The 14,668-nt window shown below is 61.0% G+C and carries 19 protein-coding genes; 8 read left to right on the top strand and 11 right to left on the bottom strand.

Features of this window, described 5'->3' with window-relative positions:
- Window positions 1–3 precede the first annotated feature (3 nt).
- Complete coding sequence (locus ACB040_RS04365; RefSeq protein ID WP_371153372.1) at window positions 4–657, bottom strand: alpha/beta hydrolase; 654 nt, start codon at window positions 655–657, stop codon at window positions 4–6.
- Window positions 654–968, bottom strand: coding sequence for an iron donor protein CyaY (gene cyaY / locus ACB040_RS04360; protein ID WP_069554181.1), 315 nt, complete (start codon window positions 966–968; stop codon window positions 654–656). Before cyaY ends, ACB040_RS04365 begins: the two co-directional genes overlap by 4 nt.
- Before the next feature lie 73 nt (window positions 969–1,041).
- Between cyaY and ACB040_RS04355 the strand changes: the two genes are divergently transcribed.
- The 6 genes from ACB040_RS04355 (at window position 1,042) to ACB040_RS04330 (ending at window position 5,892) form a co-directional block, all read left to right on the top strand.
- Window positions 1,042–1,218, top strand: a complete 177-nt coding sequence (locus ACB040_RS04355; protein ID WP_371153370.1) for a lipoprotein — start codon at window positions 1,042–1,044, stop codon at window positions 1,216–1,218.
- 32 nt (window positions 1,219–1,250) lie between these two features.
- The gene (lysA, locus tag ACB040_RS04350) at window positions 1,251–2,501 is read left to right on the top strand and encodes a diaminopimelate decarboxylase (RefSeq protein ID WP_371153368.1); all 1,251 of its coding nucleotides are present in this window, start codon (window positions 1,251–1,253) and stop codon (window positions 2,499–2,501) included.
- 75 nt (window positions 2,502–2,576) lie between these two features.
- Window positions 2,577–3,407, top strand: a complete 831-nt coding sequence (gene dapF, locus ACB040_RS04345; RefSeq protein WP_005336371.1) for a diaminopimelate epimerase — start codon at window positions 2,577–2,579, stop codon at window positions 3,405–3,407.
- 91 nt (window positions 3,408–3,498) lie between these two features.
- The gene (locus tag ACB040_RS04340) at window positions 3,499–4,179 is read left to right on the top strand and encodes a DUF484 family protein (protein ID WP_371153365.1); all 681 of its coding nucleotides are present in this window, start codon (window positions 3,499–3,501) and stop codon (window positions 4,177–4,179) included.
- Window positions 4,172–5,149 carry a tyrosine recombinase XerC gene (xerC, locus tag ACB040_RS04335; RefSeq protein ID WP_139732715.1) on the top strand — a complete coding sequence of 326 codons (978 nt, stop codon included), beginning with the start codon at window positions 4,172–4,174 and terminating at the stop codon, window positions 5,147–5,149. The genes ACB040_RS04340 and xerC overlap by 8 nt, the downstream gene beginning before the upstream one ends.
- A 32-nt stretch (window positions 5,150–5,181) precedes the next feature.
- Window positions 5,182–5,892: an HAD-IA family hydrolase gene (locus ACB040_RS04330; RefSeq protein ID WP_201938901.1), complete on the top strand. Its 711-nt coding sequence runs from the start codon at window positions 5,182–5,184 to the stop codon at window positions 5,890–5,892.
- Window positions 5,893–5,968: 76 nt separating this feature from the next.
- On the opposite strand, the gene ACB040_RS04325 is transcribed toward ACB040_RS04330, so the two are convergent.
- Window positions 5,969–6,367, bottom strand: coding sequence for an STY0301 family protein (locus ACB040_RS04325; RefSeq protein WP_371153362.1), 399 nt, complete (start codon window positions 6,365–6,367; stop codon window positions 5,969–5,971).
- A 45-nt stretch (window positions 6,368–6,412) separates the two neighbouring features.
- A complete protein-coding gene (locus tag ACB040_RS04320; RefSeq protein ID WP_005356684.1) occupies window positions 6,413–7,939 on the bottom strand; it encodes a cyclic nucleotide-binding domain-containing protein in 1,527 nt (508 codons plus the stop codon).
- A 145-nt stretch (window positions 7,940–8,084) separates the two neighbouring features.
- Between ACB040_RS04320 and ACB040_RS04315 the strand changes: the two genes are divergently transcribed.
- A complete protein-coding gene (locus ACB040_RS04315; protein WP_040069030.1) occupies window positions 8,085–8,468 on the top strand; it encodes a hypothetical protein in 384 nt (127 codons plus the stop codon).
- Between the two features lie 12 nt (window positions 8,469–8,480).
- Here the strand turns inward: ACB040_RS04315 and ACB040_RS04310 are convergent, their stop codons facing one another.
- Together ACB040_RS04310 and yjgA are read right to left on the bottom strand one after the other, a co-directional pair.
- Window positions 8,481–9,263, bottom strand: coding sequence for a gamma-glutamyl-gamma-aminobutyrate hydrolase family protein (locus ACB040_RS04310; protein ID WP_236295901.1), 783 nt, complete (start codon window positions 9,261–9,263; stop codon window positions 8,481–8,483).
- Window positions 9,264–9,659: 396 nt separating this feature from the next.
- A complete protein-coding gene (gene yjgA / locus ACB040_RS04305) occupies window positions 9,660–10,184 on the bottom strand; it encodes a ribosome biogenesis factor YjgA (protein WP_371153359.1) in 525 nt (174 codons plus the stop codon).
- A gap of 114 nt (window positions 10,185–10,298) precedes the next feature.
- Here yjgA and pmbA point away from each other — a divergent pair, with 114 nt between their 5' ends.
- Window positions 10,299–11,642, top strand: a complete 1,344-nt coding sequence (pmbA, locus tag ACB040_RS04300) for a metalloprotease PmbA (protein ID WP_040068810.1) — start codon at window positions 10,299–10,301, stop codon at window positions 11,640–11,642.
- 88 nt (window positions 11,643–11,730) lie between these two features.
- Here pmbA and murA read toward each other — a convergent pair whose 3' ends face one another.
- Genes murA through mlaD form a run of 5 tightly spaced genes read right to left on the bottom strand, consistent with a single transcriptional unit; the run spans window position 11,731 to window position 14,664 of the window.
- The gene (gene murA, locus ACB040_RS04295; protein ID WP_005336355.1) at window positions 11,731–12,987 is read right to left on the bottom strand and encodes a UDP-N-acetylglucosamine 1-carboxyvinyltransferase; all 1,257 of its coding nucleotides are present in this window, start codon (window positions 12,985–12,987) and stop codon (window positions 11,731–11,733) included.
- An 18-nt stretch (window positions 12,988–13,005) separates the two neighbouring features.
- Window positions 13,006–13,263 carry a BolA family iron metabolism protein IbaG gene (ibaG, locus tag ACB040_RS04290; RefSeq protein ID WP_005306001.1) on the bottom strand — a complete coding sequence of 86 codons (258 nt, stop codon included), beginning with the start codon at window positions 13,261–13,263 and terminating at the stop codon, window positions 13,006–13,008.
- Window positions 13,263–13,535 carry a lipid asymmetry maintenance protein MlaB gene (locus ACB040_RS04285; protein WP_005336352.1) on the bottom strand — a complete coding sequence of 91 codons (273 nt, stop codon included), beginning with the start codon at window positions 13,533–13,535 and terminating at the stop codon, window positions 13,263–13,265. Before ACB040_RS04285 ends, ibaG begins: the two co-directional genes overlap by 1 nt.
- Window positions 13,532–14,164: a phospholipid-binding protein MlaC gene (locus tag ACB040_RS04280; protein WP_005336350.1), complete on the bottom strand. Its 633-nt coding sequence runs from the start codon at window positions 14,162–14,164 to the stop codon at window positions 13,532–13,534. Before ACB040_RS04280 ends, ACB040_RS04285 begins: the two co-directional genes overlap by 4 nt.
- A 2-nt stretch (window positions 14,165–14,166) precedes the next feature.
- Window positions 14,167–14,664 carry an outer membrane lipid asymmetry maintenance protein MlaD gene (gene mlaD / locus ACB040_RS04275; RefSeq protein WP_005336348.1) on the bottom strand — a complete coding sequence of 166 codons (498 nt, stop codon included), beginning with the start codon at window positions 14,662–14,664 and terminating at the stop codon, window positions 14,167–14,169.
- Between the last annotated feature and the right edge of the window lie 4 nt (window positions 14,665–14,668).

The following is a 14,668-nucleotide window of genomic DNA, read 5'->3' as shown; positions in this document are numbered from 1 at the left end:
GGCTCACGCGCCGAGGCGGGCCAGCAGCCAGCTGCGAATGTCGCCGAGCTGCGGACGGCAGATCTCGTGACGCATCGGATACTCGTGCCACTCGGGGGCGAGTCCGGCGCTTTCCAGCCGGTTCTTGGCATCCCAACCGAGCGACAGGCTCACCACATCGTCGTAGATGCCGTGCATGTAGCAGATGGGCAGGGTGCGAGCAGCCTCGCTCATCTCGCCGAGCAGCTTGTCTGGGGCTGCGAGATAGGTGGACATGCAGAGCAGGCCCGCCAGCGTTGTCTGATAGCGCAGCGCGGTGAAGGATGCAATCACCCCGCCCTGAGAGAAACCTGCTAGCACGATATGCTCGGGGGCAAACCCGTCGGCCACCAGCTGATCGAGCAGGGCGGCAATCTGGTCGGCCGATTCACGGACATGGGACTCCACGGCCCGCTCGGCGGGATCCTCGAAGCTCTTGATGTCGTACCAGCCGCGCATCTTGTAGCCCATGTTGATGGTGATGGGGCGCTCGGGGGCATCCGGCAGCAGGTGACGCACCGGTAGCTCGGTGGGCAGATCCAGCGCGTCCACCAGCGGGGAGAGACCGGCGCCGGAATCACCCAGCCCGTGTAGCCAGATCACCGCATGACGGGCGCCCTGCGGGTGCAGGTCAATCATGGGAACACCACCTCTTCGCCCGCCTGGGCGGTGCAGGATTGGCTCAGCAGCGCCTTGAGCTCGTGGCCGAAGCGGTTGTCGATCCAGGTGTCACCCTGCAGTTCGAAGTGGAAGCCGTTCTCGCGGGTGGCGACCCAAATCTGGTGCAGCGGCTCCTGCTTGTTGATGATGACCTTGGTCTTGTTCTCAAAAGAGAGGGTCAATACGCCGCCGTTGCGTTCGCAGTCGATATCCGGATAGCCCTCGTCGAGCGTGTCTTCCACATATTGGAAAAAGGCGTCTGTCAGGGCGTGATACTCGTGATCCTTCATCGGTTTATCCTGTTGCTTTTAACAATGTGAGTGCGATTATAGAGGGCCAAAAATTTTTTCGCAGCGAACCATTATGATCACTCAGTTCACCAAGTGTCTGCTTGCCACTCTTCTGTCCCTCGGGTTGGCCGCGTGCGGTCTGAAGGGGCCGCTCTATATGCCGCCCCCCGAGCAGCCACAGAGCCAGAGTACACCGCAAGCAGCACCGCCTGCGACCACTGAGGCTACCACCGAGGCCGCGCCGCACTAATGCCGCACCCATTCTAGGAAGGAACCGCCCCCTTGGATCACTTTAACTACGACGCCGACGGCCAGCTTCAGGCCGAGCAAACCTCGCTGCAACAGCTTGCCGAGCAGTACGGTACCCCGCTTTACGTCTACTCCCGTGCGACCCTCGAGCGCCACTGGCACGCCTTCGACAAGGCCGCTGGCGATATTCCCCATCTGATCTGCTATGCGGTGAAGGCCAACTCGAACCTGGCGCTGCTCAACCTGCTGGCCCGACTGGGCTCGGGGTTTGACATCGTCTCCGGTGGCGAGCTGTCGCGGGTGCTGGCGGCGGGCGGTGATCCGGCCAAGGTGGTCTTCTCCGGTGTAGCAAAGAGCGAGGCCGAGATGCGCCTCGCGCTGGATAAAGAGATCCTCTGTTTCAATCTGGAGTCGGAAGCCGAGCTGGAGCGCCTCAATCGGGTGGCGGGCAGCATGGGCAAGAAGGCTCGCGTCTCGGTGCGGGTCAATCCGGATATCGATGCCGGTACTCACCCCTATATCTCCACTGGCCTCAAGCAAAACAAGTTCGGCATTCCCATTGAGCTGGCGCCAGCCATCTATCGCAAGGCGGCCGCGATGGCGAACATCGAGATCGTCGGGGTGGATTGCCATATCGGCTCGCAACTCACTGAATTGAATCCCTTTATGGAAGCGGCTGACAAGCTGCTGCGGCTGATCGACGGTCTGGCTGCAGAAGGCATTCATATCCACCATCTGGACGTGGGGGGCGGCCTTGGGGTCAACTATGGTTCCGAGCAGCCACCCCATCCGACCGAGTATGCCGAAGCGCTGAAGCAGAAGCTGGCGGGCCGGGATCTGACCCTGCTGTTCGAGCCGGGCCGAGCCATCGTCGCCAATGCCGGCGTGCTGCTGACCCGGGTCGAGTACCTGAAGCCGGGCGAGACCCGTAACTTCGCGCTGATCGATGCTGGCATGAACGACATGCTGCGCCCTTCGCTCTACGGCGCCTGGATGAACATCATCGAGGTGGATAGCTGTGCCGGCCATGCTCCCGCGATCTATGACGTGGTGGGCCCGGTGTGCGAGACCGGCGACTTCCTCGGCAAGGAACGCACTCTGGCCATTGCCGAGGGTTCCCTGCTGGCAGTGCGCTCGGCCGGTGCCTACGGCTTTACCATGTCATCCAACTACAACACCCGTCCGCGCGCAGCTGAAGTGCTGGTGGATGGTGCCGAAGCACACCTGATCCGCGAGCGTGAGCAGTTGGCCGATCTCTGGCGCGGTGAGCACCTGCTGCCCTGATGGCGCAGTCTGGGACAATGATTTCATAACGGTTGACGGTGAGTTTTTACAGCCCTAACAGCACAGGAATGCACGATGTTGATAGATTTTTCCAAGATGCATGGCTTGGGCAACGACTTCATGGTGGTGGATGGCGTCACCCAGAAGGTATTTTTCAGCAATGACGTCATCAAGAAGCTGGCAGATCGCCACTTCGGGATCGGCTTTGACCAGCTGCTGCTGGTGGAGCCGCCCTATGACCCTGAACTCGACTTTCACTATCGCATTTTCAATGCCGATGGCAGCGAGGTGGAGCAGTGTGGCAACGGTGCCCGCTGTTTTGCCCGTTTCGTGCGTCTCAAGGGGCTGATAAACCGGGATCGCATCGCGGTCAGTACCGCCCGGGGTCGCATCGTGTTGCAACTGGAGGGGGAGAATCAGGTCACGGTCAACATGGGTGTTCCCCAGTTTGAGCCGGGCAAGATCCCGTTCCGGGCCCAGAAGGCAGAGAAAACCTATCTGTTGCGGGCGCAGGAGCATACCGTGATGTGTGGCGTGGTCTCCATGGGCAATCCCCACTGCGTCATCGAGGTGCCTTCGGTCGCCGATGCGCCGGTCGAGACGCTCGGTGCCATCATGGAGCGCCACGAGCGTTTTCCCGAGCGGGTCAATGTCGGTTTCATGGAGATGGTCAACGCCACCGAGATCAAACTGCGTGTATTCGAGCGGGGCTGTGGCGAGACCCTGGCCTGCGGCACCGGTGCCTGTGCGGCGGCAGTAATTGGCATCAGTCAGGGCAAGCTCAAGGAGCGGGTCACTGTCAGCCTGCCGGGCGGCAAGCTGACCATCGCCTGGAAGGGGCCGGGCCAGCCGGTCTATATGACAGGTCCCGCCGAACATGTGTTTGACGGCCAGATAGAGGTTTAGCCGATAAAGGTTCAGGTACGGGGGGCGTTGGCCCCCTTTGCCCATGATGTCGGGGCAGCGAGCCCCATTTCTCTGATGGATCAACCAATTTATGAGCGAACTCAAACGGCAGGAGCAATCGGTGGATGAAGCCACTGTGCTGGAGTACCTGGCCCGTTATCCCGAGTTTTTCCAACGCCATGCCGCCGTGCTGGACAGGATCCGCATTCCCCATGAACGCAAAGGGTCGGTCTCGCTGGTCGAGCGCCAGCTGGAGCGGCAGCGCGAGCGGATCGAACAGCTGGAGCAGGAGATCACCGAATTGATGGGGATCGCCAGCGAGAACGAGCGCATCTTCCGGGTCTATGCCGATCTCTACGGCGAGCTATACGGCTGCCAGACCCTGTTCGAGGTGAGTGCCGTGATGGGCAAGGCCTTTGTCCAGCGACTGCGCCTGACCGGGCTGCGACTCTGGCTCAATCCCAAGAAGTTTGCCCTGAGCGGGCCCGAACAGCGTTTTCTGGCACAGGGCAAGCAGCTCGAATCCCTGCTGGGTCAGCGTCTGCCGGGGCAGGATTACTACTTTGGCCGCCTGAGCCAGAGCGAGAAGCAGGCACTGTTTGGCCACGATGTGCTGGTCAACTCGGTGGCCCTGATGCGGCTCGGCGATCTCGGTGTGCTGGCCTTCGCCAGCTCGGATCCCGGCCACTTTACTCCCCACAGCGACACCCTGCTGCTGGGCCAACTGGGGCGCCTGCTGCAACTGCGTCTGCCCGAATTGACTCATGGCTAGAACACCGGCCAGGGCGACAGCCAAAGCTCCCATCGTCGCACCGCCACTGCCTGCGGTACTGGCGGACGAGCTGGCGGCCTTTATCGAATACCTGAGGGTCGAGCGTCAGCTCAGCCCTCATACCCGCAATAACTATCAAGCCCATCTGGAGGCGATGACCGCCGAGCTGGTGGCCCTGGGGCTCACTGACTGGGGTCGGCTTGAGGCGAGTCAGGTGCGCACTCTGGTGACCCGGATGCACAAGGGGGGCCTTGCTCCTCGTTCCCTTTCCACCAAGGTCTCGGCCCTGCGCAGCTTTTGCGACTGGCAGGTGCGGCAGGGGCGGCTGACCGCCAATCCGGCCCGTGGCATCGTCACCCCCAAACAGGGGCGGCCGCTGCCGAAAAACCTCGATGTGGACGAGATGCACCAGCTGCTCAACATCACCGACGAGCAGGATCCGCTGGCGGTGCGGGATCGCGCCATCATGGAGTTGATGTACTCCTCAGGGCTGCGTCTGGCCGAGCTGGTGGGGATCAATCTGGTGGATCTGAAGCTCGATGACCGCCAGCTCAAGGTGACCGGCAAGGGCTCGCGGGAGCGGGTGCTGCCCATCGGCCGGATGGCGGTCGAGTGGCTGCAGAAGTGGCTCAAGGTGCGCCCGCTGCTGGCCGGGGATGAGAGCGAGGCGCTGTTTGTCTCCAGCCGCAAGCAGCGGCTGTCGGCCCGTTCGGTGCAGGCCCGCCTTGATGGCTGGGGCAACAAGCAGGCGCTCAACGCCCACGTCCATCCCCACAAGCTGCGCCACAGCTTCGCCACGCATATGCTGGAGTCCTCCGGCGATCTGCGGGCGGTGCAGGAGCTGCTGGGACATGCCGACCTCTCTACCACCCAGATCTATACCCACCTCGACTTCCAGCATCTGGCCAAGGTTTACGACAGCGCCCACCCTAGGGCCAAGCGTGACCCAGATGCGCAGGACGATGAATAACGGGCCCTGAGCCCCGTTGCAGAGGAGAGTCCATGCACTTCTATCGCCGCTGGCAGCCGGTTGCTGCTATCTCGTTTGACCTCGATGACACCCTCTATGACAACGGCCCCGCCATCGTGCGCGCCGAGCAGTGGATGCTGAACCATCTGCGCAGCGAATATCTGGCCACTGCAATGCTCGACAAGCCGCGCTGGCTGGAGTTAAAACGCGCCGTGTTGCTGGCCAGGCCCGAGCTGCGCCACGATGTCAGTCTGGCGCGCCAGCAGACCATTCGCGCCGCTATGGTGGCGGGGGGCATGGCCGACCAGCAGGCCAGTCGCGAGGCGGAGCAGGTATTTGCTGCGTTTCTGGCAGAGCGCTCGAAGATCGAGGTGAGCGAGTCCACTCATCAGCTGCTGGCCAGACTGGCCGAACGCTACCCGCTGGTGGTGATCACCAACGGCAATCTGGATCTGGCGCAGGCAGGGCTGGCTCGCTACTTCACGCTGGTCTGCAAGGCGGGGGCGGGCGCCAGAATGAAACCGGCGCCGGATATGTTTGAGCAGACCCGCAGTGCCCTCAAGCTGCCAGCTGAGCGGATCCTCCATGTGGGGGATCATCCCGAGACCGATGTGCTGGGTGCCCGCTTGCACGGCTTTCGCGCCGCCTGGCTCAACGAGCGGCAACAACCGTGGCAACAGCTGCAGCTGTTGCCGGACGTGGAGCTGACGGCATTGGAGGAGCTGGCCGAACTGCTGCTCTGATGGCGCTGGCGGGTGGCCAGGCTCAGGCGGTAATGGCTGTCAGCGAATAGCGATATATGGCAAGGGGTTACGCCGGCTATTTGCGACAAACCAGCCCGAGCAGGGTGTAGCGGTCGCGCTGGTTGACACGGCAGTAGCTGATGCCGATGGGCAGCGCCTGCTGCAGGGTGATGGCGCTGTTCTGATAGCGGCAGACCAGATAGAGCGGGCGCAGGCTGCTATCGAGCTGGCTCCAGTAGTGGATCTCGTCGCTGTCGCCATTATCCGGTTTGAGCTGGGCCAGCTCGGCAGGATCTCCGTCGAACAGGGCCAGATTATCGAGCCGGTGGCTGAGGGTTTCGTCCGGTTTGCCATCGTCATTGCGGGTGAACGCCTGCCAGCCCTGCTGCGGGGTCAGCAGCTGTTGGCGAGTCTCTATGGTGGCGGGACAATCAAATTGCAGGCTGGCGGCAAGGGCCAGGGTGGTCAGTAACATGGCTGCGGTTCTCTCTTCACGTCCTCAATATCGTGCCATGCTACGTCATCTTCCACCGAACAGCTTCATCAGTTTATCAAGCAGATCAAGCTGTTGTGGTGGCTGTTTCATGGCTTCCGCCTCCCGCTCCAGCAGCGCCCGCTGCTCCTGCTGGCGGTCGCTCAGCACCCGGTAGAGGGGCTCGACCAGCGCCTCGCGCTGCATCACCAACTCCTGAAACATTGCCTGATTGATGCGATAGGTTTCGACGGTGGCCACCGCCCGCACCGTGAAGGAGCTGGGCTCGCCGGTGAGCAGGCTCAGTTCGCCAAAAAAGTCTCCCGCGTTGAGCGTACCAAGCTTCAGCTCTCGTCCCTCGACATTGACCACCATCTCGGCCTCCCCTTTGACCAGCACGAACAGCCAGCTGGAGACATCCCCCTGCTCCAGCATGATGTCGCCGCTGACGAAGGGGGCGAACTTCACCTGATCGGCCAGCTGAAGCAGCTCGTTCTCCTGCAACATGGCAAACAGCGGCAGCTTGCGAAGGGTATCGGTTCGTTCGGCGGTGTGGCGCTTGTGGCGGGCATCCAGATGCTGCTTCTCCTTGGCCATAAAGACGTTGAAGATCGGCGGGGTGAGGCGGCGATCGTTGCGGCGCAGGGCGGCATCGATCAGGCTGCGCACCATGGAGTCGGTCGGATCGTCGCGAGCCAGGTCAGTGAGCCAGTAGCGCACCGCATAGCGGGCAATCCCTCCTTCGACGTTCATCAGCAGGCAGTCCGGTTGCGGATGCTTGGCGACGCAGGGGAGCTTGGTCTCCCGCAGGGATTTCTCGATCAGCGCGATGATCTGGGTCGGCAGGGTATCCAGGGTCAGATCGAACCAGACCCAGCGCCGCCACTGCAAGGGTTCGCCACGGCGGCGCCCGAGCACGGTGAAGCGCTGTTTAAGCAGGTGGCTGTTGGGGATGACGACTGTCTCCCAGTTGCGGGTCTCGATGGTGGTAGCACGCCAGTTGATCTCCACCACCCGGCCCTGGGTGGTGTCGACTTGCAGCCAGTCACCGATGGCGATGGAGTTGTCGAGCTGAATGGAGACCCCGGCCAGCAGGTTGCCCAGGGTGTCCTGCATGGCGAAGGCGATGACCGCAGTGATCACCGCCGAGGTAGTGACAATCTCTCCGAGCGCCATGCCGGAGGCGTAGAGGCGAAACAGACCCCAGCCGATATAGCCGATGGTGATGACGATATCGGCGATGATCCGCGGGATCCGCACATGGCAGAGGGGGAGCAGAAACTCGAACAGCAGGATCCCCCATATCTTGACCAGTATTAGGCCGGCCAGCAGGGTGGAGATCTCGATCAGCAATTGATGGGGCAGCGGCAGTTTGAACCAGCCCCCTTCCAGCTGGATCAGCAGGATCACCACCGCGCTAATCATCACGAAACTGAGCTCGGAGAGCAGCTCCCGTCGCTGTCCCGGACGGCGCCAGAAGTGGATCAGCATCAGGGAGAGGGTGAGCAGGGTCCAGAACGGGTGTTCGCCAATCCAGATCAGCGTCGGTAGCGCGGTGAGGTTTTCGCCAGCCATAGCAGCACCTTATTGTGGTTTTATTTCCAGCATAGCTGCTGCGGCGCGGGGAAATGGTGCGTTGGGGCGGCAATTTATTTATCCTGTGCAGAACCGGGCAAAGGAGTGCGATTGAGTGAAATTTTCAAAGAAAATCATCTGTTTGATGGCCCTGCTGCCATTGGCTGGCTGCGACCTGCTGGCCGAGAAGTATCGGGTCGAATTCCGGGATGGCTCCTGGCGTGAAATAGCCATTACCCCCTTCTCCAGCGAGGCGCGCTGGCGCGAGGGGTGTGCCACCGGCGAGGTGCTGAGTGACATGAAGGTGCCCATCAAGCGGGGCGACACGGTCAATGGCCGCGAGCAGTTGCTGATTGGCGGCGAGAAGTTCGAGCTGGATGACAACAACCTCTACCGCAGCAACGGCATGGTGTTTGGTCATTCGCCTGACCATATCCAGCGCGGGCTCAAGGGGATGGATATCTGCCGTACCCTGCGCCCCGAGCGGGGCGGACTGCCCAAGCTCAAGGCGCGCGGGTTTGGCGACTGAATCGATGAGGGATTAACTCGCTGCCATCAATGCACTGCGTTGGCGGCAGGCATCGCCAAAGGCTTGAAAGATCTTGATGGAGTGGGGGTTTTCATTGGCTTTCCACTCCGGATGCCACTGCACTGCCAGCAAAAAGGGTGACAGTGCGGGAGCATGAAGTGCCTCGATCAGCCCATCTTCGGCGTGGGCCAACGGCTCCAGACCATTCCCCAACCGGTTGATGCCCTGCCCATGCAGGGAGTTGACCGGAATCTGTTCTTCCCCCATCAGTTCGGCAAACCAGCTGCCCGGCAGCAGTTTGATCTGATGGCTCGGCCCATACTGCTCGTCGACCGGATCGTCAGCATCCTCCCGGTGATCGTCATAACCCGGCTCGTTATAGACCTTCTGATGGATGTCTCCCCCCAGCGCCACGTTGATCTCCTGCATGCCGCGGCAGATACCGAGGATCGGCAAGCCACGGGCGAGCGCCCCCTTGATGAGGGGCAGGTCGAACAGGTCGCGATCCCTGTCCTGCTGTTTCTCCGGCGTGAGGTTCTCCTGACCGTAGAGGGCCGGATCGATGTTGGAGCCGGCGCCGCTCAGATAGACCCCATCGGCGAGATCCAGATACTGCTCCAGATCGGCGGTGCCGCAGCAGGTGGGTACCAGCAGCGGGACGCAGCCGCTTATTTCCACCAGCGGCATGATGTATTTGTGGGTCATTACCTGATAGGCGTGGCCGTTGCGGGGCTGGGCGCCCATGGTCATCAGCACGACAGGTTTACGGGTGGCGGGAGGCTGGGGATTTGGCATAGGGCACCTTGATTATCCTTGGCGTTGAAGTCTCATCCTGCGCCTTGGGCAGGCCCTTGCAAACCGGCAGGGCAAGGGCATGCCTCAAGGCATGGTCATGGGATCCCGCGTCGGGCCGAGTGACAGAATCGTTGGTCAGCCTGGGCAGCGACGGCATGGATCCTCTCTTCAGTCTGCCAAGGCCGTTCAATATGTCAAACAAAATGATACCAAATTGTTAACGTGTCTGTTTTGGTCTGCTCTGAAGCGGCGATTTAACGGGGCTGTTGAGATGGGCCGTTATGGTTGGGGTCGCAAAATGGTGGATATATTAAACGCGCAGGGATGGCGGGGGATGGGGAGAGGAAAAGGCATCAATAGAAACACGCCTCCCCGAGGGGAGGCGTGTTTCGGGGATCACAGCAGGTCTTCGATCTCGCCGCGCAGATACTGGTACATCTCGCGGTAGGCGACCGGCGGCTTGTTCAGCTCCCGCTCCTTGTTGGCGGAACGGATCAGCTGGCGCAGCTTTTGGCGATCCAGCTCGTGGAACTGGGACATCAGCTCGTTGAGGGCGCTGTCACCTTCGGTGATCAGGCGCTCGCGCCACTGCTCCAGGCGATGCAGGCGCGCATTCACGGTGGAGTGACGGTTCTTGATGATGGAGAGCGCTTCGGCAATCGGCTCGATATCGCGGCTGCGCATCAGGCGGCCGATGAACTGCAGATGGCGACGGAAGGACTCATCCTTCTTCGGCTTGAGTTTGCGACCCAGCTCGACAGCTTCTGCAAGCTCTTCATCCAACGGGATTTTTTCCAGCTCGCTGTGGCTGAGGGAGACGATCTCTTCCCCCATTTTCTGCAATGCTTCGGCATCGCGCTTGAGCTGGCTCTTGCTGGGGCCCCAGCCTTCGAACTCGTTGTCGTCTTGATATTGACTCATCGGTCTCTTGATTCCTGTCATTCACGTTTGGCGGATATGTTACCAGCTTCTCCCGCTGGGCGCAGGGGTCTGATATGCTTACCCCCCTTTCCTTCTTTCATACAGATGTGAGTTATGGATCAGCAAGACCAAATCCGCCAGGATCAAGCCCATCTCGAGGCCGTGGTTGCCGAAGCCCTGGAGATAGCCAAAGGACTGGGCGCCTCGCTGGCCGAAGTCTCCATCAGCAAGCAGACCGGGTTGTCGGTGAACACCCGGGGTTGTGAACTGGAAAGCATTGAATTCAATAAAGATGGCGCCCTCGGCATCGCTGTCTATCGCGATGGTTGCAAGGGATCTTCCTCTACCACCGATCTGAGCAAACCCGCCATTCGTGCTGCCGTTGAAGCGGCCATCGAGATTGCCCGCCACACCTCGGCCGATGATTGCGCCGGTCTGGCGGACGCCGAGCTGCTGGCCTGGGATGCCCCCGATCTACAACTGTGCCACCAAATCGAACTGGATCCCCAGCGCGGTATCGAACTGGCCATCGAGTGCGAACGGCTGGCGCTTGGTCGCGATGCCCGTATCAAGCACTCCGACGGCGCCGGTTTCTCCAGCCATCTAGGCATCAAGGTCTATGGCAACAGCCACGGCTTCGTCAAAGGTTATGCGGCGTCGCGCAACTCCCTGAGCTGTGTGCTGATCGGCGAGCAGGATGGCGATATGCAGCGTGATTACGGCTACTCCTCCAGCCGTACCCTCGACGGGCTCTGGAGCCCGCAGCGCATTGCCGACGAAGCCGTTGAGCGTACCGTCTCCCGCCTCGGCGCCCGCAAGATCTCTACCCGTCATGCGCCTGTGCTGTTCCACCCAGACACTGCCTCCGGCCTGTGGGGCCATCTGGTGATGGCTATCAGCGGCGGCAACCTCTATCGCAAGTCGAGCTTCCTGCTCGACAAATTGGGCAAGCAGATCCTGCCCGAGTGGCTCACCATTCAGGAGTTCCCTCACCTGCTGGGCGGGCTCGCCAGTACCCCGTTCGATGGCGAAGGGGTGCGCACCCGCGACATGGATATTATCCGTAACGGCGAGCTGATGAGCTGGCTGCTTACCTCCTACTCTGCCCGCAAGCTGGGGCTGACCACCACGGGTCACGCCGGTGGCATCCACAACTGGCAGGTCTCCAATACCGGCCAGGATTTTCAAGGCATGCTGAAAGAGATGGGCACCGGTCTGCTGGTGACCGAGCTGATGGGGCAGGGGGTCAATATCGTCAATGGCGACTACTCCCGCGGCGCTGCCGGTTTCTGGGTCGAGAATGGCGAGATAGCCTATCCGGTCGAGGAGATCACCATCGCCGGCAATCTGGCCGAGATGTTCAGCCATATCGTGGCGGTGGGCCGTGACGAGGATGAACGATCCAGTCTCAAGACCGGCTCGGTGCTGGTAGAGAATATGAAGCTGGCGGGTCACTGATCCCGGTTTCAACAGAACCGAAAACCATGAAAAAGGCCCCCTCGCCAACGCGAGGGGGCCTTTTTATCGGCTAGCGATCAGTGGGCTATCAGCCCTTGATGCGCTCGATGCGGCCACCCAGACCCTGCAGCTTCTGCTCGATGTCTTCGTAGCCACGGTCGATGTGATAGATGCGGTCGACGATGGTGGAGCCTTCGGCTACGAAGCCGGCCAGCACCAGACTGGCGGAGGCGCGCAAGTCGGTCGCCATTACCTGGGCACCCTTGAGCTGCTCGGTGTCACGGCAGATGGCTACGTTGCCCTGCAGTTCGATGTCTGCACCCATCCGTACCAGTTCGGGAACGTGCATGAAGCGGTTCTCGAAGATGGTCTCGGTGACCATGCCGGTGCCTTTGGCGACGGCGTTCAGCACGGTGAACTGTGCCTGCATGTCGGTCGGGAAGGCCGGGTAGGGGGCAGTCTTGATGGTGACCGGCTTGAGGGTGCGGCCAGTCATGTCGAGGGTGATCCAGTCTTCACCCTTCTCAATCAGGGCGCCAGCCTCTTCCAGCTTGACCAGTACCGCTTCCAGCAGGGTCGGGTCTGTCTTGCGGCAGGTGATCTTGCCGCCGGTGACCGCTGCACCCACCAGGAAGGTACCGGTTTCGATGCGGTCAGGCTGCACGCTGTAGTTGCCGCCGTGCAGACGCTCGACACCGTCGATGGTCAGGGTGTCGGTGCCCGCACCCTGAATCTTGGCACCCAGGGTATTGAGGAAGTTGGCCAGATCGACCACTTCCGGCTCGCGCGCGGCGTTTTCGATCACGGTGCGGCCATCAGCCAGGGTCGCGGCCATCATCAGGTTTTCGGTACCGGTGACGGAGACCATGTCCATCAGGATGTGGGCGCCTTTCAGGCGGCCATCGACACGGGCCTTGATGTAACCATCTTCGATGGTGATCTTGGCGCCCATCAGCTCCAGGCCGTGGACGTGCAGGTTGACCGGACGGGCACCGATGGCGCAACCGCCTGGCAGGGAGACATCAGCGGCGCCGAAACGGGCGGCCAGCGGGCCCAGCGCCAGAATAGAGGCGCGCATGGTCTTCACCAGCTCGTAGGGAGCGACATGGTTGTTTACCGCACCGGTCAGCACGGTGACGTTGCCGTTGACCTTGGTGGTCGCGCCCAGCATCTCCAGCAGCTTGATGGTGGTGCCCACATCTTTCAGGCGCGGCACGTTGGAGAGGTGTACCTCTTCATCACAGAGCAGGGTCGCGAACAGGATCGGCAGCGCGGCATTTTTGGCGCCGGAGATGGTCACTTCGCCGTTGAGAGTACAACGACCATCGATTTTGAATTTGTCCATTTTTACTTCGTTACCAAATCAGGAGGGCAATAGGAATTTACGTTCGCGTTTCCACTCGGCGTCGGTGAACGCCTTGATGGAGAGGGCGTGAATGGCGTTGCTGGCGATCTTGTCCATCAGCGGGGCATAGATGGCCTGCTGCTTCTTGACCCGGCTCATGCCGTCAAACATGTCACCGACGGCGATCACTTGGTAGTGACTACCGTCCCCTTTGACATGGACTTCGGACAATGGCAGAGCCTCAAGGAGTATCGCTTCAATTTCAGAGACTTGCATTATGCGTCCTCAGTTGTGAGCGGGGTTGACTGAAACAGCCCGGCCACCCCGTAGAGGTTGGCCAGGGTATAGAAATCACTGGAGGCGCCCACCAGTTGCGGTGTGGCGCCTCGCGCTAATACGGCTTTGGCCCATTTGACCAGCAGGGCCAGTCCGGCGGAGTCGAGGGTGGTGACGCCGCCGAGCTCGAGCTGGTCGTCCTGCCACCATTCGGCGCGGCGTTGCCACAGGTCATTGACCTGTGGCGCCTGCAGCTCACCGCTGAGAGTCATGGTTTGAGTACCAGCGGCTTGGCGTTGTGTTCGCGCAACTGGGCGATCACTGCATCGATGCCATTCTGGCGAATGAGGCCGCCCAGCTCGCTCTGTTTGGCGGAGAGCAGGCTGATCCCCTCTGCCACCATGTCGAAGGCTTTCCACTCGCCGGTCTTGTTGTTCTTGCGCAGCTTGAACTCGAGGAAGATGTCCGGCTTGCCGGCCTCTTTCACGCTGACGTTGACGGCGGTGATATTGCCGCTGGGAGCTTTGCCCGGCTCGACCTTGACGGTCTGCTTGTCAAAATGGGCCAGCGCATCGGCGTAGGAGCTCACCATGTACTCGGTGAACACCTCGACGAAGGCATTGCGCTGCGCTTCGGTGGTCTCTTTAATCTGGTTGCCAAGCACCTTGTAGGCGGCGAAGCGGTTGTCCACATAGGGCAGCAGCTCTTCGCGGATGATTACCCGCAGGTGATCCGGATTGCTCTTCACCTGGGCCTGATCGGCCTTCAGGCGGGCAAAGGTCTGCTTGGCAGCCTGATCCACCAGCGCGTTGGGGTCGGTGGCATCGACTGCGGCCTGGGCAGACAGGGAAAAGAGCATGCTGGTCATCAGGCCCAGCAGCAGGGCGATTTTCTTGAACATGGTTACTCCTTCTTGCTGTCTGATTTGCTGTCGGAGGATTGGCTGTAGAGGAATTTGCCAATCAGATCTTCCAGCACGATGGCGGATTTGGTGTCTTCAATCAGGTCGCCATCCTTGAGCATCTCGGTGCCCATCTCCTCATCGCTGAAGCCGGGGGCCAGACCGATGTACTGCTCGCCGAGCAGACCGGAGGTGAGGATGGAGAGGGAGCTGGTATCGGCGAACTCGCCAGCGCTCTTTTGCATCATCAGGGTCACTTCGGGCACCTGGGTTTTCGGGTCCAGTACGATGTCGCTGACCCGACCGACCACAACGCCGCCGACCTTGACCGGCGAACGGACTTTCAGGCCGCCGATATTATCGAAATGCGCGCGCAGGGTATAGGTTTCTCCTTCCGGTTTGAAGCTCAAACCGGCCACTTGCAGGGCCAGTGCCAGAATGGCACCGATGCCAGCCAGCATGAAGGTGCCGACCAGGAATTCTACTTTGCTGAACTTCATCTTT

The organism is Aeromonas sp. S11(2024) (assembly GCF_041402345.1).
GTDB classification, from domain to species: Bacteria; Pseudomonadota; Gammaproteobacteria; order Enterobacterales; family Aeromonadaceae; genus Aeromonas; species Aeromonas veronii.
Note: the sequence above shows the minus strand (reverse complement) of the source record. Positions and strands in the feature narration are given on the sequence as shown.